Below are 20,526 nucleotides of genomic sequence, written 5' to 3'. Positions count from 1 at the left end.
GCCTCGTTTTTACAACGAGACGGATTTTAAAATTAGCAATGTTTGGGTAAATTATTCTTTTACCACTTTTATAGTTTTAACTTCATTATTTGAAGTAACTTTCACCATGTAAGTACCGCTTGGTAAAGCAGACATATCTACTTGAGACATGTTAGCATTAACCGTCTTAGTAATTACTTGTTGACCTACTATGTTATAAACAGAAACATTAGTTATTGCTTTGTTGTATTCTAAGTTTAATACATCAACAACTGGGTTTGGTCTATATGTAAAGTTAGCATTGTCAAAAGTATCAGTTGCTAAGTTTGGACAAACAATTTTAAATGTTTGGCTAAGTGCTGTTGTTGTTTCACTATCTAATAAAATTAAGTATTCTGTTCCAGCAGTTAATGTTCCAATTGGATATACTCCAGTTTGATATATATCATCTATACAAGTCCAACCTGTTGTGTCGCATGACCCACTAGCATCTTTGTATAAATAGTCAACATAACTGGTAGTTGAAGCTGCAGTAACTTCTATATTATAAATTCCTGTTGTTGCTGGAGTAAATGAATACATTTTTTCGACACCCGGAGTAGTATAATTACATCCTGTTCCTGGTCCTGGGAAAGCACTTTGAAAAGTCCATGCGCCTGGGCCAGCAATAAAATCTGCAACTGTATCAGTATTACAATCAAGAGCTGTAGCGTTTGCACAATCTGGAGGGCAAACTGCTTGTGTTTGGGCTGCACTTGTAATAGTACATGACGCATCTTGGTCGTTTGCTATAGTGAATAGTACAGATGTACCATTTGGATATGGACCAAATTGAACAACACCAGTAGCAGATGCATTTTGAGATGCACTACTTTGATTGTCTGCTATTGTTACAGAAGTTGCAGTTCCTAAGTTTGTTACATTAACATCTACAAAAAATTGTGGAGCATTTGCGCAATCTGAAACTACAGTATAAGTTGCAGTTGCATTTGAACAAGCTACTACAGACCATGCTAATGTAAAAGTTCCAGATTGTCCAGCAGTACCATAACCATCTACTACAAAGTAAACAGTTTGATCAGAACCAGTTGTATTAGCCCAAGTATTTACTTGAGTGTCTGGATCGTCATAACATGTAATAGCTGTTGAAGTAGAGCAATCGCCATAGAACATACTAACTACTGAATCATAGCTGTTTACTGTTTGTTCAATCGTTAAAGTTGCTCCATTCGGAACTACTAAAGAATAATACACATCAGGTGATGGACCTGAACTACAAGAAGGCGTGTTGTTATTAGTTGCACCAACTGTTGATGCTGAAAGCGGAGAAGTTTGAGTACCTAAATCAATTGCGCCTGAGCATAAATCATTTGATGGAGGACAAACCGCTTGTGTTTGAGAGGTACTAGTAACTACACAATTAGAATCTTGATCATTTGTTACTGTAAATATTACAGAAGTTGCATTTGGATATGGTCCAAATTGAACAACGCCCGTTGCTGATGCACTTTGAGTAGCGCTCCCTTGATTATCAGAAATAGTAAGTGAACTTGCTGTTCCTAAGTCAGTAACATTAACATCTACAAAAAATTGTGGACCATTATCACAGTCAGATACTACTGAATAGGTTGCAGTAGCATTAGTACATGTGTTTTCAACAATGTTTAGAGTGTAGGCTAAAGTTTGTGGAGCTGGCCAAGTTGAAATTACAATATAATATGTTTGACCTGATACAACTGGAAACTCATTTAAAGTTACTCCACCTTCACCAGAATTGCTTCCGCCGCCTATACATGCTGAGCCAATAGAAGCACAATTAGCATAAACAAACATTCCTGACCAAGTGCCAGTTGTTGACATTACAATATTAATTGTACCATCATTAGTAGCAGTATAAGAATAAACCACATCATTTCCTCCCAAATAACCATTTGTAGTTCCACATCCAGTTGCTCCTGGAGATCCTTCGTAAAATAAATCAGCGTAATTTGATGTATTGTCTGTTGTAGTATATGGTAATGTTACAACGATTGGATTTTCACATAAATTTCCTGGTGCTGGTACAGGAATAGTTGTAAAACTATATTCAGTACAGCCACTTGCATCACCATTTAAGTTATAAGGTACTATCGAAACATAATAAGTAGTTTCAAATGCTAATCCGGTTAATGAATATGAAGTAACATTACCTACATCAGTAGTTGCTAAAACATCATTCCCGCCTGGAGAAGAACCAACAGTTAAGTTATATCCAGTGGCAACTCCAGTTGCTGCACTCCATACTAAAGAAGTATTTAGTTGAACATTTGTAGCACCATTAATAGGAAATGTTAAAGCAGCATCACAGTTTGGAACAGAAGAAGTTTCTTGACTTATTGAAATGTTGTCGAGATAGAAATAGTAGTCACCAGCAGTCCAAGCACTATTAAATCTGAACTGTAAGTCAGATCCTGATGGAACATCACCAGATGGGATTGTAAATGAAACATTGGCACAAGTATTAGCAACAACATGATTGGTGTCATCAATAGTGTAGGCAGTAGTCCATGTTCCGCCAGCATCAATTGAATATTGAACTTGCGTATTTCCCCAACCAGCTGGTGTAGCAACAGTTGCCGCTGACCAGTTTACAATTTTGTAATCAAAAGAAAATGTTACGTCAGTTCCATTTGACGCACCAACATAGTTCGGAGTTGTAAGTACCGCTGTAGTAGCAGAATCGTATAGGTTCTTCCTAATAGAATTACCACTACAAGCTTGTGTAGCTGAAACAAAATAGGTGTTTGGATTTGCCCAGCCTGCAGGTACAGTTGTACTAGCATTGAATCCTTCTGACACTCCAATTTGAGCGTTACTTACTGTTAGAAAACCTAACAACATAGTAACTAGAAGAGTAAATTTTTTCATCATAGTTTTTATTTAGATTAATAGTCTGCAATATATAAAAATATTTTGTTCTACAAATGTTAAAAAAAAATATTTCAATAAAAATAGATAAAAACACCTTGAAATGCATGAAATTTAATATATATCAAAGTAACTCTTAAAATTTGTAAAAAAAACACCACTATAAAAAGTGGTGTTTTAAAATTATAATATGATATTTTTACGAAATACTTGAAACTTGAACCATTTCGTCAGTTTCAGCCTTATAATCAACTTTGTCAAATCCAAAACCAAATAAGTTGTAGAAATCTTTTCTGTAACCTTCTAAATCTCCAATATTTTCTAGATTTTCTGTTGTTGCTTCTGCCCAAAGTTTTGATACTTGTGATTGTATATCATCACGCATTTCCCAATCATCAATACGAATTCTTCCTTTATCATCTGTCGGTACTTCATTTCCAGTGTAAAGACGTTGTTGGTATAAACGTTGAATTTGCTCTATACAGCCTTCATGTAATCCTTCATTTTTCATGACTTTATACAACAATGATATATATAAAGGTATAACTGGAATTGCAGAACTTGCTTGTGTTACTAATGCTTTATTAACAGAAACATAAGCTTTTCCATTAAGGTCTTTTAAAGTATCTGTAATTGTGAACGCTGTTGCTTCTAAATGGTCTTTTGCTCTTCCGATTGTTCCTTTTCTGTAAACAGGTTCAGTAACTTCTGGTCCGATATAGGAATAAGCAATAGTAGTTGCGCCTTGAGCCAACAAATTTTCTTTTTTCAAAGCTTCAATCCATAAAGTCCAGTCTTCTCCACCCATAACCTTTACAGTATTTGCAATATCATCTTCATTACAAGACTCAATTGAAATGTCTGAAACTTTTCCGGTATGAAAATCAACTGTTTTATTAGTAAATGTTTGACCAATTGGTTTCAAAACGGAACGGTGTAAAATTCCTGTTGCAGGATCTAAACGTACTGGCGAAGCCAAACTATAAATAATTAAATCAATTTGACCTAAATCAGCTTTTATGATGTCAATTGCTTCTTGTTTTACTTCATTAGAAAAGGCGTCGCCATTGATACTTTTTGCATATAATCCGGCTTTGTGAGCTTCATTTTCAAAAGCGGCAGAATTGTACCAACCTGGTGTTGCGGTTTTTCCTTCAGTTGCAGGTTTTTCAAAGAAAACACCTAAAGTTGCTGCATTTGAACCAAAAGCACTCGTGATTCTTGAAGCTAAACCAAATCCGGTGGAAGCTCCAATAACCAGCACTTTTTTAGCGCCATCTATTGTTCCTTTTGATTTAACGTATTCAATTTGATTTTTAACGCTTTGTTCACAGCCTTTTGGATGAGCTGTTAAACAAATAAATCCTCGCATTCTTGGTTCTATAATCATAATGTAAAAAATTTGTTGTTTGAAAATTTAGTTTCTAAATTTTGTAAAGCAAATATAAATCAATTTTTTAATTTAAAAGTTCTTTGGCATGATTTAATGCCGATTCAGAAATATTGGCACCCGATAACATTTGTGCAATTTCTGTAATTCGTTCTTCTTGAGTAAGTAACTTTAGTTCGGATTGCGTTTGATTGTCTTTTTCAGTTTTATAAACTTTAAAGTGCTCGCTTCCTTTTCCTGCAATTTGTGGTAAATGTGTTATGGCAAAAACTTGCATGGTTGTACTCATTTGTTTCATGATTTGCCCCATTTTATGAGCGATTTCACCTGAAACTCCCGTGTCAATTTCGTCAAAAATAATTGTTGGAAGTTTTGAATATTGTGCCAAAATTGATTTTACAGCCAACATTATTCTCGACATTTCTCCACCAGAAGCTACTTTTTTTAGCAAACCAAAATCGGAACCTTTATTTGCAGAAAATAAAAACTGAATCTCATCTTTTCCGTTAGCAAAATAATCATCTTTAGTATTCAATTGAATATTAAATCGAGCATTTGCCATTCCTAAAAGTTCCAAAATAGTAGCTAGTTTATTGGTTAAAACCGGTATTGCTTCGGCTCTTTTGGTATGAATGTTTTTTGCTAAAGTATCTAATTCATTTTCTTTAGTTGAAATTGCATTAGTAATGGCATTTATTTCTGATTCTAATGTAGTTACAGAAACAACTTTAGTATCTAGTTCATTTTGAATTTCAAGTAATTCTTCGACAGTATTTACTTGATGTTTTTTTTGAAGTGCATAAATTAATTGCAATTTTTGATTGATTAATTCAAGTTCTTCTGGATTTCCATAAATTGTTTCAGAAAGATTTTCAAGTTCTTTTTGAATGTCATCAAATTCGATAACAATACTTGCGATTCTTTCATGAAGTTCATTGTATTCTGAAGAAAAGCCAGCAATTTTTTGAAGTCCAATTTTAATTTCTTTCAAGTTTAGAATGGCTCCAAACGGTTCGTCATTTGCTAATGCTACTGATTTTGAAAGATTTTCTTTTATGAACTCAACGTTGTTTAATTTTTCAAATTGCGTTTCAAGTTCAAGTTGTTCGCCCGATTTTAAGTTAGCTGCAAGTAATTCTTCTAGCAAAAAAGTATTGTAATCTTGCTCTTTGATAACCGATTGCAGTAATTCTGTTTTTGATTTTAACTCCGATTTTGATTTTTTGTATTCTTTTAAAACCAAACTATATTCCGTAATCAAATTTGCATTAGAAGCAACAGAATCAACAATTTGAAATTGTACAACATCATCTGAAAGTTCCTGTGTTTGATGTTGCGAATGAATATCGATTAGATATTGACTTAAATCTTGTAATTCCTGAAGATTTACAGGTGTATCATTAATAAATGCTCTTGATTTTCCTGAAGGTAAAATTTCTCTGCGAATGATTGTTTCTTCTTCGTAATCTAAATTATTGGCCTCAAAAAATGACTTTAATTTGTAATTTTTGATAAAAAAATGTGCCTCGATTATACATTTTTCTTCTTTGTTTTTTAGCGAAGTTAAATCGGCTCTTTTTCCAAGAACCAATCCTAATGCGCCAAGAAGAATTGATTTTCCAGCACCAGTTTCTCCCGTTATAGTTGAGAAACCATCTGAGAATTGGATTGATAATTTTTCAATCAATGCAAAATTTTCTATCGAAAGAGAAGTTATCATTTAGAATAGCTAAAACTAATATTTAATTGATGCCCATCTACTTGAGTTTAGCGGAGAAACTCTGTTTAGATTATCGACAAGTTCAGAAATTGTTACACTCGGACCGCCAGAAAAAATCGAAACTATTTCTTCCGTTTTGGCATCAAAAAAAGTTCTTGTAATAAATGCATTGGGCCTAACACTATGAATTTCTTTCATAATGGCAATAGCGTTAATTATTTTTTCTTTAGCCGCTTTCATATCTTTTGTCATAATGTCTAAACCTTCAAGATGATACTTGAACATAGCAGTTCTATATGGTGCGAAAGTATTTGAAAGCATATCATTTACCAAAAAAAAGCGATTGTTATTTCCTTTAGATTGTGTCCATCCTGCAAACCCACTTCCTTGAGCAACATTTGCAATTTCTCTTGCCGTCTCAAGGTACTCTGTTCCCCCATTCAAAGCAAAAGTGTCTGCATCTATTCCAATAATCATTAAACAATAAAACGAAATTACTGAAATCAAATTGGATTCAAATACAGTTGGATTATAATTCAAATTTTGAAACTCTGCATAGTTAAATGAGAATTCTTTATCATTGAAATTAAAAATAGGAGAATTATAAGTTGAATTATAAATTGGTCTTGAAGCTTGCACTTGAATAGTTGCAGTAAAAGCATCGTTTTCTTGTTGCGAAACATTAATAAACATGGAACAATTTATTTTTTCGCTAGAAGACAACTCTCTTCCTGTCCAACTACTTTTGTTTATAAATTCGGTTAGCGACCTTTGCAATGTTTGAAAAATTTGCTGATTGGTGACTGTCACCAACTCAGAATTTACCGAAACGGTGCAGTTTAACTCTTGCGAATAGGCAAAGTTTACTATGAATAGGAAAATATATAAAATCTTATTTTTCATATAGGTTGAATTTATTTTTAGAGTTCATATATGGTATCACTTTTTTATAGTTTTTTTATAACTATTTTTTTGTAGCGATTTCATAATGCGCTATAATTTTATTAATAATATCAGTCGCTACTTCTTCTTTAGATTTTAAAGGCATTGGTTCAATGGATAAATCTTTTGAAATAAAGGTTACTTTATTTGTTTCTTTTCCAAATCCTGCGCCTTCATCTTGTAAAGAATTTAAAACTATCAAATTTAAGTTTTTTTTCTGAATTTTCGCTATTGCATTTTCAATTTCATTTTCAGTTTCTAAAGCAAAGCCAATTAAATATTGATTTTTCTTTAGTTGTCCTAATGAAGCTAAGATGTCTTTTGTTTTTTCTAATTCAATAGTAAACGCAGCTTCACTCTTTTTTATTTTCTGAGTAGCGATATTTTTTGGTTTATAGTCTGCAACAGCAGCAGCACAAACAGCAACATCTACCGATTCGTAATAAGAATGACAGGCTTCATACATTTCTTGTGAAGATGTCACTCTAACAATTTTCACTGAAGAATTTTTACTTGAAAGATGTGTTGGTCCCGATATAAGAATCACTTCGGCTCCATTATTTGCTGCGCTTTCAGCAATATCAAAACCCATTTTTCCTGTAGAGTGATTTCCTATATAACGAACTGGATCTAGTGCTTCATAAGTTGGACCAGCTGTAATTAGTATTTTTTTTCCTTTTAAAGGTAATTTACTTTCAATATCTTTTTCAAGAAAAGCGACAATATTTTCAGGTTCTGCCATTCGACCTTCTCCAGATAGACCACTTGCTAATTCTCCATTTTCTGCAGGAATCATGATGTTACCAAATTGTTTCAAAGCTCGGAAACTAGCTAATGTTGACGGATGTTTGTACATGTCCAAATCCATCGCGGGTGCAAAATATACTAGACATTTAGCCGATAAATAGGTAGCAATTAATAAATTATCGCAATTGCCATTGGCCATTTTAGACAAAGTATTGGCAGTTGCAGGAGCAATAAGCATAAAATCAGCCCAAAGTCCTAATTCAACATGGTTATTCCATTGTGCATTTTCATCATCTTCATTATAAAAAGTTGAATGAACAGGATTTTTGGATAGAGTAGAAAGGGTGAGTGGTGTTACAAAATCCTTAGAAGCAGGTGTCATTATCACTTGGACATGTGCACCTGCTTTTATAAATAATCGAACTAATGTAGCTGTTTTATATGCGGCAATTCCACCAGAAATTCCTAGCACTATTTTTTTACCGCTTAAAACCGACATGTTCTTATTTGTTAGAATCTCTGTGATAGATTTTTCCGTCTAACCATTCTTGAACAGCTAGCGCGTGTGGTTTTGGAAGTTTTTCGTAAAATTTAGAAACCTCAATTTGTTCTTTATTTTCAAATACTTCTTCCAAACTATCATTGTAAGTAGCAAATTCTTCCAATTTCTCTGTCAATTCTTTTTTAATTTCAGAGTTAATTTGGTTTGCTCTTTTAGCCATAATCGTGATTGCTTCATACACATTTCCAGTAGGCTCTTCAATCGTTGTTTTATTGTAAGTGATTGTGTTTACTGGAGCATTCGTCTTTTTTAAATCCATGACTTTAATTTATTTTTGAAATTGTTGTAAATTCTTTTCTATTTCGGCTAACATACTATCAGCAGTAGCTTTTCTTGTCGTATTGGCATTAAATTTCATTAAACCAGAATAAGCTAATCTAGCATTTTCAAGGCGTTCTTGCATTTTTGACGGAACACTGTTTATTGCCAAATTATAAGCTGAATTTAATTTATAATATAATGCTTCTTCTTTATAAGATGTTCCGGGGAAATCTGCAATAAAATTATCAAGTGCAATTATTGCCGATTTGTAATCGGTTATAGTATTGTATTGTTTGGCGTTTTCAAAAACTTTTTTCTCAATTTTACCAGTCAGCGTTTTTAAAACTGAATTTGCTTCTTCCAAATAAGTTGAATTTGGATAAGTGTCAATAAATGCTTGTAATTTTTCGATAGCTTTGCTTGTATCAGTTTGGTCGATACTGTATACTGGAGACAACATTGAATAACTTTTGGCTCCTAAAAAAGCAGCTTCTTCTAATTTCTCACTTTTTGGATAACTTGAGGCAAAACTTTCAAATTGATAACCTGCTAAATAATATTGTTCTGTTTTAAAATACGATTGTGAAAACATATAAAACATTTTTTCTGCTTGCGGTTTTCCTCTGTAAGCTGTTGCCAGTTGTTCAAAAAGTCTAATTGCTTTGGCATATTTTGCTTTTTCATATTGTTTAGTTGCAGCTTCAAATTTAGCACCGATATCTTCGTTTTTCAACGCTTTTTGATATTCGCTACATGAGCTAAATACAACTAAAATGATCAATATTGATAAAAAATTCTTCATTATTTTGTTTAGATTTCTTGATTTTAGGCACTTACAGCTACTTCAAAATCAAATGCAAATTTAGACATTAATTTTTCTACTTCAAAATATATTTTTGAAGCACCTATTTTTAATTTAATTTTGTTCTTATTTTTCTGTTTTACTTACAAATGCAGCCAATCGATTTGCTAAATCTTCATTTACATTAACTAGCGGTAAACGAACTGTGTTTTCAGACAACCCTAATAAACTGAAAATTTCTTTAATTCCAGCTGGATTTCCTTGTTCAAATATCATATCGATACTATCTGCTAAAAGGTAATGTAACTGGTATGCTTCGTCTGTTTTACGTTCCAATCCAAGTCTAACCATATCAGAGAATTGTCTTGGAAAACCTTCTCCAATTACAGAAATAACACCACTTCCACCAGCTAAAACCATTGGCAAAGTAATCATGTCATCACCCGAAATTACGTGAAAATCTTTTGGTTTATTTTGAATTAACTTCATTGCTTGCACAATATCACCAGCAGCTTCTTTTATAGCAACGATATTTTTGAAATCATTTGCCAATCTAATAACAGTTGATGGTAACATATTACTAGCCGTTCTGCCAGGAACATTATACAAAATTATAGGAATTGGTGATGCTTGGGCAATCATTTTGAAATGTTGGTAAATTCCTTCTTGGGTTGGTTTATTATAGTATGGTGAAACCGAAAGTATAGCGACAAAATCAGATAAATCTCTAGTATTCAACTCTTCTACAACTTTTGCGGTATTATTTCCACCAACACCAAGAACTAATGGAAGTCTTTTCTTATTGGTCTCAACGATAGTTTTGATAACCAATTCCTTTTCATCTTGACTCAAAGTTGCCGATTCTGCTGTGGTTCCAAGTACAACTAAATAATCAATTCCGTTATCAATTTGAAAATTTACGATGCGTTGTAAAGCTTCAACATCAACTGAAAAATCTTTTTTGAATGGCGTAACTAGCGCAACACCTGTTCCTACTAATGATTGCATATTATATTTTGTTAAGTATTTTTAAATATTTGAATAATTCATCTATAAAAACTTTGTAATTATTGGTTGTTGTGTTTATCATAAAATGATTAATTCGTTTGTCAACAGCAGAAAAACCTACTTTAAAACTTGCATTTGAAAGATTAGAGACTTGCAACAAAGCAGCCTTTTCAATGTCATAATAATTAATTAACAAATCAAATTTCTTAGAAATAAATTCATTTACATCAGGATTCTTAAAATTTGCTGCTAATGTAAAATCATTTGTACTGTATGTTGGATGTTCAAACGCTTGGTTTTTTTTAGCTACTGTATTAAAAATCAACACACTAATTTTTTCTAGTGGAATTCCTTTTTTTTCTAGTTCATTTAATATTGCAACTTTTTTTTCAAAATATGTTTCATCAAAAATAATTCCGACTGTTTTAATAGGGTTTGAGTTAAAATCAGGTGTAACATTAGACAACCTTTTTTTAACTTTATTTTTTATTAAAAAATCCTTTAATTGATTTATAAACATAGTATTTTTGCTTGAGGTACAAATTTAATTAAATAAGTCTCATTTCAGATGGTAAATCTAAAAAACAATAACGTAGTAGTAAAGAATTTTGTTTTATTCTTAACATTTTTGTTTCTACTTTCTTGTCAGCCGCAAAAAGAGTTCGTTACTAAAATAGAAGGAAAGAAAATTCCAGTAACCGAAATTTTAGGCCAATCTACTGAAATTGAGTCTTATATAAAACCTTATAGAGATACTATTGAAAAAGATTTAAGCGCTGTTTTGGCTTATGCACCAGTAACTCTAGATAAATCAGGTGAATGGCAATCAACTTTTGGAAATTTATTTTCGGATGTTACCAAAGAGAAAGGAAATTTTGTTTTTAACAAAAGAGAAAATAAATCAATTGACTTTGTTTTATTAAACAATGGTGGTATTCGTTCCATTTTGCCAAAAGGAAACGTAACAACTCGAATTGCCTACGAAATTATGCCTTTTGAAAATAGCTTGGTTGTTGTAGCTTTAAAAGGAGAACAGGTACAAGAAATGGTCGATTATTTTATTGCAGAAAAGAAACCACACCCATTATCGGGAATGACTTTTACAATTACAGCTGATAATAATTCAAAAAATATTCTTATTAACGGAAAACCGCTTTCAAAACAGACAACTTATTATGTTGGAACTAACGATTATCTTGCAAATGGTGGTGATAACATGATTTTCTTCAAAAAAGGAGTTGCTCGTTATGATTTAGAGTATAAACTCAGAAATGTATTAATAGATTATTTTAAAGACGTTGATACAATTCGGGTTGTAAATGACATTAGAATTATTAAAGAGTAAATCCAAAACTATGAAAAGAAGAGAATTTATTGAAAAAACCGCTGCAAGTGCTACTTTATTAGGTTTAGGATTATCCATTAGTAGTTTTAAATCTAACGGAATAAAACATTTGACGATACTGCATACTAACGATGTTCATAGTTACATTGATCCTTTTCCTGCTAATCATCCAAGAAATCCAAATATGGGTGGAGTTTCTCGACGAGCTGCTATAATTGAAAGCATTCGTAAAGAAAATGACAATGTTTTATTGCTTGATGCCGGCGATATTTTTCAAGGAACACCTTATTTTAACTATTATGGTGGCGAATTAGAATTTAAGCTAATGAGTATGATGAAATACGACTTGGCAACCATGGGAAATCATGATTTTGATAATGGAATAGATGGCTTTCATTCACAATTGCACAATGCTAATTTCGATTTTGTTTCGGCTAATTATAATTTTAAAAATACTGTTTTGGACGGAATTGTAAAACCTTATAAAATTTTCATTAAAAACGGAATAAAAGTTGGTGTTTTTGGTTTAGGAATTGAGCTTGATGGCCTAGTTGACAAAAAAAACTACAAAGAAACAGTTTGCAATAATCCAGTAGAAATTACGCAAGACATTGTTTCAACTTTGAGAAAAAAAGAAAAATGTGATTTAGTAATTTGTCTGTCGCATTTAGGTTACCAATACAAAAACGAACCAGATAAAATTTCAGATTTAAAATTGGCAGCATTGACTAAAGATATTGATTTAATTATTGGTGGTCACACACATACATTTTTAGACAAACCAACTATTGTTAAAAACCTTGATAACCAAGATGTATTGGTAAATCAGGTTGGTTGTTACGGGATAAATCTAGGAAGAATTGATTTTTATTTTGATACAGATATGTCAAAATTATCCTCAGGAAAATCGATTATTGTCTAATATAAAAAAAAGATTAATGAGAAGTATCGAAATTTTCGGTGCTTTTTTTATAACAAATTGTGAAAAAGAGTAACTTTGCAATCTTTTTTAATAAAATGTTATGAGTTCACACAGTCACCAAAATATGCATAGCAGATGGTCAACAGCGGGTTTGCTAATTACTTTAGGTATTATTTATGGAGATATTGGTACTTCTCCGTTGTATGTAATGAAATCGATTATTGGTGAACACAATATAAGTGCTGAGTTAATTTTAGGCGGTTTATCTTGTATATTTTGGACACTTACACTTCAAACAACATTAAAGTATGTAATAATTGTATTAAACGCTGATAATCATGGTGAAGGTGGAATATTTTCTTTATATTCATTAGTGAAGCGAACTAAGATTCAATGGCTTATTGTTCCTGCAATTATTGGAGGTAGTTTGCTTTTGGCAGAAGGAATTATTACTCCGCCAATTTCAGTATCATCTGCGGTTGAAGGATTATTAATATTTAAACCAGATATTCCAACAATTCCCATTGTAATTGGTATTTTATTCTTTCTTTTTACCATTCAACAATTTGGAGCTAAGATTGTTACGAAGTTTTTTTCGCCAGTGATGTTAACTTGGTTTTCGATGTTAGGAATTCTAGGGATTCTACAAATAACAAATAATTTTGAAGTTTTAAAAGCAATTAATCCTTATTATGCATTTAAGTTATTAACTTCAGATGCATCTGGACATGGTTTTTTTATTCTTGGTGCCGTTTTTCTTTGCACAACTGGAGCAGAATCATTGTATTCGGATATGGGACATTGTGGAAGAAAAAATATTAGAATTAGTTGGATTTTTGTAAAAGCTATGTTGCTTCTTAATTATTTTGGGCAAGGTGCTTTTTTAATGCAACATGATGGTCAATCGTTAGCAAGTTTAAATGCAAATAATCCAAATCCGTTTTATTTAATTATGGCAGATTGGTTTCAGCCAATAGGAATTGTGGTAGCTACACTTGCTGCAATTATAGCTTCTCAAGCTTTAATTAGTGGTTCGTTTACATTAATAAATGAGGCAATGCGTTTGAACTTTTGGCCAAAAGTTAAAATTAATTACCCAACAGATGTAAAAGGACAATTATATATCCCATCTATTAACTGGTTATTATTTGTAGGTTGTGTTGGAATTATTTTATATTTTAAAGAATCCAAATATATGGAGCATGCCTATGGTTTGTCTATAATTTTGGGTATGATGATGACTACAACATTATTGAATTTTTATTTAATTATGAAAAGAGTAAAATGGTATTTTATTGCACCATTGATAGCGCTTTACACAACAATTGAAGTTAGTTTTCTTTGGGCAAATATTACTAAGTTTATGGATGGTGGTTATGTTACTATTGTGATCGCTATCTTTTTAATTTGTGTTATGTCAACTTGGTATCTTGCTAAGAAAATTAGTAAAAATTATACCAAAATTGTCAAAATTGATGATTATAAAAAAGTTCTAGCTGAGTTAAGTGTAGATTTATCTATTCCAAAATATGCTACACATTTAGTATACATGACAAATTCAAATAGAAGTGATGAAATTGAAGAAAAGGTTATGTATTCAATTTTGCAAAAAAGACCAAAAAGAGCTGATATTTATTGGTTTATTCACGTAAGCATTTTGAGTGAGCCATATAAAAAAGAATACCGAGTAACAGAAATTGTGAAAGATGATATTTATAGAGTAGATTTTTATCTAGGATTTAGAGAAGCTACTAAAATTAATTTGATGTTTAAAGAAGTTATCAAAGATATGATGAAAAAAGGTGAAGTTGATATTACTAGTCGTTATGAATCTTTAAGTAAAAATCATATTATTGGAGATTTCAAGTTTGTTCTTTCAGAAAAATTCTTGTCAAACGATAGTGATGTAACTTTCTTTGAGAAAATTGTAATGAATGCTTACTTTATTATGAAAAAATTCAGTTTGTCCGAAGAAAAAGGTTTTGGATTGGATAGTAGTTCTGTAAAAGTTGAGCAATTTCCATTAGTCCTTCATGCTCCAGAAAAAATTGAGATGAAAAGGATAGAAGCTCACTGATTAAAAATAAAATAGTAAAAAGTATTCTTTACTGTCAAAATGGTTGTAAAGAATACTTTTTTGTTTCTAGTAAAAGCAATACCTTTGCAGGCTGATTAAAAAATAATGAGATTACACCGAAATTTAGTTTACACTACGATTGATGCATTGAATGCGATTTTCAATGAAGGAGAATACGCCGATAAAGTAGTAGCAAGATCTTTGAAAAAAGACAAACGTTGGGGAAGTTCCGACAGAAAATTTGTGGCAGAAACTATCTACGAAGTTGTTCGTTGGAAACGTTTGTATGCCGAAATTGCTGCCGTAAAAGAACCATATGATAGAGATGATTTATGGAGAATGTTCGCCACTTGGGCAGTTTTACGTGGTTATCCAATTCCTGATTGGCGACAATTAGAAGGAACACCTGAACGTAAAATAAAAGGAAAATTTGACGAATTGTCAAAAATCCGAACGTTCCGTGAATCTATTCCAGATTGGATGGATGAATTGGGTGTAAAAGAATTGGGCGAAGAACTTTGGACAAAAGAATTGGCTGCTCAAAACAAGCAAGCGCAAGTTATTTTAAGGGTAAATACTTTAAAAACCACTAAAGAAAAGCTTCGTGCAATCCTAATGGATTTAAACATTGAAACGGAATTTTTAAAAGATCAACCAGATGCTCTAGTTTTAAAAGAAAGAGCCAATGTGTTTTTGACAGATGCTTTTAAAGAAGGCTTTTTTGAAGTTCAGGATGCCTCTTCACAGTTAGTGGCTCGTTTTCTTGACGTACAACCTGGAATGCGAGTGGTTGATACTTGTGCTGGTGCTGGAGGAAAAACACTTCATATGGCTTCATTGATGGAAAATAAAGGACAACTAATCGCAATGGATTTGTATGAAAGCAAACTAAAGCAATTAAAGTTAAGAGCCAAAAGAAACGGAGCTTTCAATATAGAATACAGAATAATTGATACAACTAAAGTTATCAAAAAGCTTTACGAAAAAGCCGATAGAGTCTTAATTGACGCACCATGCAGCGGATTAGGAGTTTTAAAAAGAAATCCTGATAGCAAGTGGAAATTACAACCAGAATTTATAGATAACATAAGAAGAGTGCAAGCTGAAGTTTTGGAAAGTTATTCTCGAATTGTAAAACCTGGCGGAAAATTAGTTTATGCAACTTGTTCTATTTTACCATCTGAAAATCAGGAACAAATTAAGAAATTCTTAAGTTCTGATAACGGAAAAAACTTTACATTTGTAAAAGACTCAAAAATTTTAGCTTCAGAGTCAGGTTTTGATGGGTTTTATATGGCATTATTAGAAAGAAAATTATAATTTTTATGAGAAAAGTTTTTTTGATGTTGTTTTTATTTATGTCTGTGCAAACATTTGCCCAAATTCCTAATGGATATTATGCTTCTGCAACCGGAACTGGTTTTGCATTAAAATCTCAATTGCATACTATCATTAAAAATTATGTTCCAAAATCATATAATTCATTGTGGAGTCTCTATTCTACTTCTGCTTACAGAGATAATTACTATGAAAATGATGGCTCTCTTTTAGATATTTATTCTGAAAAAATTAACGAAATTGATTTTACCAATTATAATTCTACGTTACTAGAATGTGGTTCAACAACTACTTCTTATGAAGGACTTTGTTATAACAGGGAGCATTTAGTGCCTGAAAGTTTTTTTGAGTCTTACTTTAACAGTATCGGTATTGATACTTCTATTAATAGTGTAGCATATTATGCTAAAAATGATGCACATTTTATTCCTCCAACAGATATAAGAGTAAATGCATGGAGAGGAAATTTACCCTTTGGTAGACTATCTGCAACCAACTTGAATCCATGTGCAGGAGGAGATGGGCCTTCTTTTTCTCCAACAAATTTGCCATGTTATACTTCTAATGTTTCTAAAATTGGATTTAACAATAATAGTGGTTATTCGGCGGGTTATACTGGTAATGTTTTTGAACCAATTGATGAGTTTAAAGGTGATGTTGCAAGAGCTGTTTTGTACTTTGTAACGCGTTACGAAGACGTTTTACCACTAATGTATTCAACTTGTTCAAATACTACAGCTAAAGCTATGTTTAATGGAAGTTCAGGTCAAGGTTTGAATGCTACTTTTCTAAATATTATGAAAACTTGGCATCAAAATGACCCTGTTAGTGAAAGAGAAATTGCAATAAACAACAGAATTTATACGCATCAAAGTAATAGAAACCCTTTTATAGATCATCCAGAATGGGTTACTACAATATGGGGTTCTCCATTACAAACTGAAACATTTGAATTGCTTTCTGCTATTTCTGTTTATCCTAATCCAGCAGTTGACAATAGAATTACAATTGAAGCGGAAACTATTTTAGATGAAATCAATTTGATTAGTACAAATGGTCAATTGATGCTACAAATTAAAAATCCTAACTCTGATAACAACAGATATTTAGTAGAAAATTTACCTCAAGGATTTTATTTCTTGAAATTATTTTCTAATAATGAATCGATAACTAAAAAGATTATAATTAACTAAATTATGAAAAAAATAATTTCAATTTTATTGCTATCAATAAGCGCATTTGCTCAAAATGGTGCTCCAGCAACTCCTTATTATAATGGTTTCAATTGGAACCAAACTGGAACAGCCTTAAAAAATGCACTTGCAACTAAAATAACCAATACGCATACAAATCAGTTATCATATTCTGATGTTTGGGACGCCTTAAAAATTGTTGATTTAGATCCAACAAATTCTGCAAATGTCTTATTGGTTTATGGTTATGAAAATGGTTCAGATGGGAATATTACCAATGATAGAACAAGGAGTAAGAATAGTAATGGAGGTGCTGTAGGTGATTGGAACAGAGAGCATGTGTTTGCTCAATCATTAGGTAATCCTGAACTTGGACAAACTGGTCCTGGTGCAGATGCGCAAATGCTTAGAGCTTCTGATGTTCAAAGAAATGGAGAACGAGGAAATAAATTTTTTGCAGAAGGCTCAGGAAATTCTGCTACTATTGGAGCTAATTGGTATCCTGGAGATGAATGGAAAGGTGATGTTGCAAGGATAATGTTTTATATGTACTTGAGATATGAAAATCGCTGTACGCCAAACTATAATGCAACAGGAACACCTATTGCTTCTGACTCATCATTACCAGCTATTTTATTACAATGGAATGCCGAAGATCCCGTTTCTCAATACGAGGATGTTAGAAATACTTATTTAGGTAATTCTTCAAATACTTTTGGACAAGGAAATAGAAATCCTTTTATAGATAACCCTTATTTAGCAACATTAATTTGGGGAGGACCAGTTGCTCAAAACAGATGGCCAAACATATATTTGTCAAACGAACAGTTTGATTGGACTTCAGATATTGCTGTTTTTCCTAACCCAACAAATAATAATAGAATTTTAATTACTACACAGTCAAATATTGATGTAATTGAATTGGTTTCTGTTAATGGACAATTGATAAAAAAAATTGAGAATCCAATTTCGAATGATAATGCTTATTCATTAGAAAACTTGCCAAAAGGATTTTACTTACTAAAGATTTCTTCTGAAAATAAGTCGGTTGTTAAGAAAGTGATTGTAGATTAAATCAAAAAAAATAAAAACGGGTTCTACAAAAAAAAATCGCATCAAATAATTGAAGCGATTTTTTTTAATTTTTAAAAGAATCTAATTAAGCAATTCTCTTGTTTTTTCTATATGTGTAAAATGCAAAAAATAATCCTGCTATTCCTAAATATATTAATTTTCCATTTATAGGAACTGGGTCCGGGTCTTCACCTTCTAAATCTCCATCTCCAGTATTATCACCAGGTTGAGCAAAAGCTATAAAATCTGTTAAAATGAAAAAACCAAGAATGTATAGTTTTAATAATTTATTTTTCATCGTTAATTATAATTTATTTGGCATAAATGTACTAATCATTTTTTATATTTTCAAAATTTTTTTTATTTAATTTTTAAAAATTTAATAATTTAGGAATAAATACATTGTTATTTCTTACAAAATTTACATCAAAATTAATCAAATTCTGAAGTAAAAAATAATTTTACTGTTGGAAATTTACTTTGTGTCATTTGAATAGTAAAATCTGAATCTGCTAAAAACACTAATTGATTGTATTTGTCTTTAGCTAAAAATTTTTGTTTTATTCTAATAAATTCTCTGAACTCTTCGTTTTTTGCATCATCTGGTTTTACCCAGCAAGCTTTGTGAACGGGAAAATTTTCGTAAGTACATTTTGCACCATATTCATGTTCTAAACGATATTGAATTACTTCATATTGCAAGGCTCCAACAGTTCCAATAACTTTTCTATTGTTCATTTCAAGTGTAAATAACTGTGCAACACCTTCGTCCATTAACTGGTCAACACCTTTGTCAAGTTGTTTCGCTTTTAATGGGTCGGCATTATTAATGTATCTAAAATGCTCCGGAGAAAAACTTGGAATTCCTTTAAAACTCATAATTTCTCCTTCAGTTAGCGTATCACCAATTTTAAAATTTCCAGTATCATGCAATCCTACAATATCACCAGGGTAGGAGATATCTACAATTTCTTTCTTTTCTGCAAAAAAAGCATTTGGACTTGAAAATTTCAAATTCTTATTATGACGAACATGCAAATAAGGTTTGTTTCTTTCAAATGTTCCTGAAACAATTTTTACAAAAGCTAATCTATCTCGATGTTTAGGGTCCATATTAGCATGAATTTTAAAAACAAAACCCGACATTTTTTCTTCTTCAGGATTTACCAATCTTGTTTCAGATTCTTTTGGTCGTGGCGATGGAGCAATTTCAACAAAACAATCAAGCAATTCTCTAACTCCAAAATTGTTCAAAGCGGAACCGAAGAAAACCGGCTGAAGTGTTCCTTTTAAGTAGTCTTCTCTGGAAAACTTTGGATAAATTTCGTCTATCATTTCTAATTCTTCACGAAGTTTATCAGCTGGTTTTTGACCAATAATTTTTTCTAATTCTGGATTTTGAACATCAGAAAAAGCAATAGTTTCCTCTATGTTTTTTCGACTATCACCGCTAAATAAGTTGATATTTTGTTCCCAAAGATTATAAATTCCCTGAAAATCATACCCCATTCCTATAGGGAAACTTAGTGGCGTAACATGTAACCCTAATTTTTGTTCTACTTCATCCATCAAGTCAAACGCATCTTTACCTTCACGGTCTAATTTGTTGATGAAAACAATCATCGGAATATTTCGCATTCTACATACAGCAACCAATTTTTCGGTTTGTTCCTCAACACCCTTTGCAACGTCAATTACTACAATTACACTATCAACAGCCGTTAATGTTCGAAAAGTGTCTTCTGCAAAATCCTTGTGGCCTGGCGTATCTAGTATGTTTATTTTTTTATCTTGATAATTGAAGGCCAAAACCGAAGTCGAAACCGAAATTCCTCTTTGGCGTTCAATTTCCATAAAATCGGAAGTTGCTCCTTTTTTAATTTTATTACTTTTTACCGCTCCAGCTTCTTGAATTGCTCCTCCAAAAAGTAACAATTTTTCCGTTAATGTTGTTTTACCAGCATCGGGATGCGAGATAATTCCGAAGGTTCTTCTTCTTTCTATTTCTTTTAAAAAACTCATATTTTCTATAAATGGATTGCAAAAGTAGCAAATTCTATATTACAAATGGTAAATTCAATCTCTAAACCACAAACTTCCAACTTCCAACTTCTAACTTCCATATTGCAACTACTTTTTGTTAATAAATTTTTGTTAATAGTAACGGCTATTATTGTTTAATGCGTTTGAATTGTTATTTTTGTTGGCTTTTAATTAGCAAATAGAAATTTAGTTAATACAAAATATTTAATTTTAATA

The 20,526-nt window shown here is 31.8% G+C and carries 17 protein-coding genes; 6 read left to right on the top strand and 11 right to left on the bottom strand.

All coding sequences use genetic code 11. The features are described 5' to 3' along the window. Positions 1-51: 51 nt before the first annotated feature. The 9 genes from ACIQ66_RS08495 to ACIQ66_RS08455 all read right to left on the bottom strand — a co-directional run bounded on the left by ACIQ66_RS08495 (position 52) and on the right by ACIQ66_RS08455 (position 10,838). Positions 52-2,889 carry a T9SS type A sorting domain-containing protein gene (locus tag ACIQ66_RS08495; protein WP_396212374.1) on the bottom strand — a complete coding sequence of 946 codons (2,838 nt, stop codon included), beginning with the start codon at positions 2,887-2,889 and terminating at the stop codon, positions 52-54. 196 nt (positions 2,890-3,085) lie between these two features. Continuing rightward, positions 3,086-4,276, bottom strand: coding sequence for an enoyl-ACP reductase FabV (gene fabV, locus ACIQ66_RS08490; RefSeq protein ID WP_396212373.1), 1,191 nt, complete (start codon positions 4,274-4,276; stop codon positions 3,086-3,088). A 67-nt stretch (positions 4,277-4,343) separates the two neighbouring features. Next, complete coding sequence (recN, locus tag ACIQ66_RS08485; protein ID WP_396212372.1) at positions 4,344-5,996, bottom strand: DNA repair protein RecN; 1,653 nt, start codon at positions 5,994-5,996, stop codon at positions 4,344-4,346. A gap of 15 nt (positions 5,997-6,011) precedes the next feature. Beyond that, on the bottom strand, positions 6,012-6,899 hold the full coding sequence (locus tag ACIQ66_RS08480) for a DUF4835 family protein (protein WP_396212371.1): 888 nt from the start codon (positions 6,897-6,899) through the stop codon (positions 6,012-6,014). A 61-nt stretch (positions 6,900-6,960) separates the two neighbouring features. After that, a complete protein-coding gene (coaBC, locus tag ACIQ66_RS08475) occupies positions 6,961-8,184 on the bottom strand; it encodes a bifunctional phosphopantothenoylcysteine decarboxylase/phosphopantothenate--cysteine ligase CoaBC (RefSeq protein WP_396212370.1) in 1,224 nt (407 codons plus the stop codon). Positions 8,185-8,188: 4 nt separating this feature from the next. Further along, complete coding sequence (locus ACIQ66_RS08470; protein ID WP_298176515.1) at positions 8,189-8,506, bottom strand: DNA-directed RNA polymerase subunit omega; 318 nt, start codon at positions 8,504-8,506, stop codon at positions 8,189-8,191. 9 nt (positions 8,507-8,515) lie between these two features. Next, complete coding sequence (locus ACIQ66_RS08465; RefSeq protein ID WP_396212369.1) at positions 8,516-9,310, bottom strand: outer membrane protein assembly factor BamD; 795 nt, start codon at positions 9,308-9,310, stop codon at positions 8,516-8,518. Between the two features lie 126 nt (positions 9,311-9,436). After that, on the bottom strand, positions 9,437-10,318 hold the full coding sequence (gene dapA, locus ACIQ66_RS08460) for a 4-hydroxy-tetrahydrodipicolinate synthase (RefSeq protein ID WP_396212368.1): 882 nt from the start codon (positions 10,316-10,318) through the stop codon (positions 9,437-9,439). A gap of 1 nt (position 10,319) precedes the next feature. Then, on the bottom strand, positions 10,320-10,838 hold the full coding sequence (locus ACIQ66_RS08455) for a DUF6913 domain-containing protein (RefSeq protein ID WP_396212367.1): 519 nt from the start codon (positions 10,836-10,838) through the stop codon (positions 10,320-10,322). A 48-nt stretch (positions 10,839-10,886) separates the two neighbouring features. On the opposite strand from ACIQ66_RS08455, the gene ACIQ66_RS08450 reads away from it, so the two are divergent. The 6 genes from ACIQ66_RS08450 to ACIQ66_RS08425 all read left to right on the top strand — a co-directional run bounded on the left by ACIQ66_RS08450 (position 10,887) and on the right by ACIQ66_RS08425 (position 18,267). Further along, complete coding sequence (locus tag ACIQ66_RS08450) at positions 10,887-11,663, top strand: 5'-nucleotidase C-terminal domain-containing protein (protein ID WP_396212366.1); 777 nt, start codon at positions 10,887-10,889, stop codon at positions 11,661-11,663. A 10-nt stretch (positions 11,664-11,673) separates the two neighbouring features. Then, complete coding sequence (locus ACIQ66_RS08445; RefSeq protein WP_396212365.1) at positions 11,674-12,585, top strand: bifunctional metallophosphatase/5'-nucleotidase; 912 nt, start codon at positions 11,674-11,676, stop codon at positions 12,583-12,585. Positions 12,586-12,685: 100 nt separating this feature from the next. Beyond that, positions 12,686-14,662: a KUP/HAK/KT family potassium transporter gene (locus ACIQ66_RS08440; RefSeq protein ID WP_396212364.1), complete on the top strand. Its 1,977-nt coding sequence runs from the start codon at positions 12,686-12,688 to the stop codon at positions 14,660-14,662. Between the two features lie 105 nt (positions 14,663-14,767). Next, positions 14,768-15,982 (top strand): RsmB/NOP family class I SAM-dependent RNA methyltransferase, encoded by a 1,215-nt coding sequence (locus tag ACIQ66_RS08435; RefSeq protein WP_396212363.1) that lies wholly within the window; start codon positions 14,768-14,770, stop codon positions 15,980-15,982. 5 nt (positions 15,983-15,987) lie between these two features. After that, positions 15,988-17,193: an endonuclease gene (locus ACIQ66_RS08430; protein WP_396212362.1), complete on the top strand. Its 1,206-nt coding sequence runs from the start codon at positions 15,988-15,990 to the stop codon at positions 17,191-17,193. A gap of 3 nt (positions 17,194-17,196) precedes the next feature. Continuing rightward, positions 17,197-18,267: an endonuclease gene (locus ACIQ66_RS08425; RefSeq protein ID WP_396212361.1), complete on the top strand. Its 1,071-nt coding sequence runs from the start codon at positions 17,197-17,199 to the stop codon at positions 18,265-18,267. An 85-nt stretch (positions 18,268-18,352) separates the two neighbouring features. On the opposite strand, the gene ACIQ66_RS08420 is transcribed toward ACIQ66_RS08425, so the two are convergent. Both ACIQ66_RS08420 and ACIQ66_RS08415 read right to left on the bottom strand, forming a co-directional pair. Next, on the bottom strand, positions 18,353-18,565 hold the full coding sequence (locus ACIQ66_RS08420) for a hypothetical protein (protein ID WP_396212360.1): 213 nt from the start codon (positions 18,563-18,565) through the stop codon (positions 18,353-18,355). Positions 18,566-18,699: 134 nt separating this feature from the next. Then, positions 18,700-20,289, bottom strand: coding sequence for a peptide chain release factor 3 (locus ACIQ66_RS08415; RefSeq protein ID WP_396212359.1), 1,590 nt, complete (start codon positions 20,287-20,289; stop codon positions 18,700-18,702). Positions 20,290-20,526 lie beyond the last annotated feature (237 nt).

The sequence above is a fragment of the Flavobacterium sp. genome (assembly GCF_044377315.1).
Classification (GTDB): Bacteria; Bacteroidota; Bacteroidia; order Flavobacteriales; family Flavobacteriaceae; genus Flavobacterium.
The sequence above is the reverse complement of the archived record's forward strand: the minus strand, read 5'-3'. Positions and strand labels throughout refer to the sequence as shown.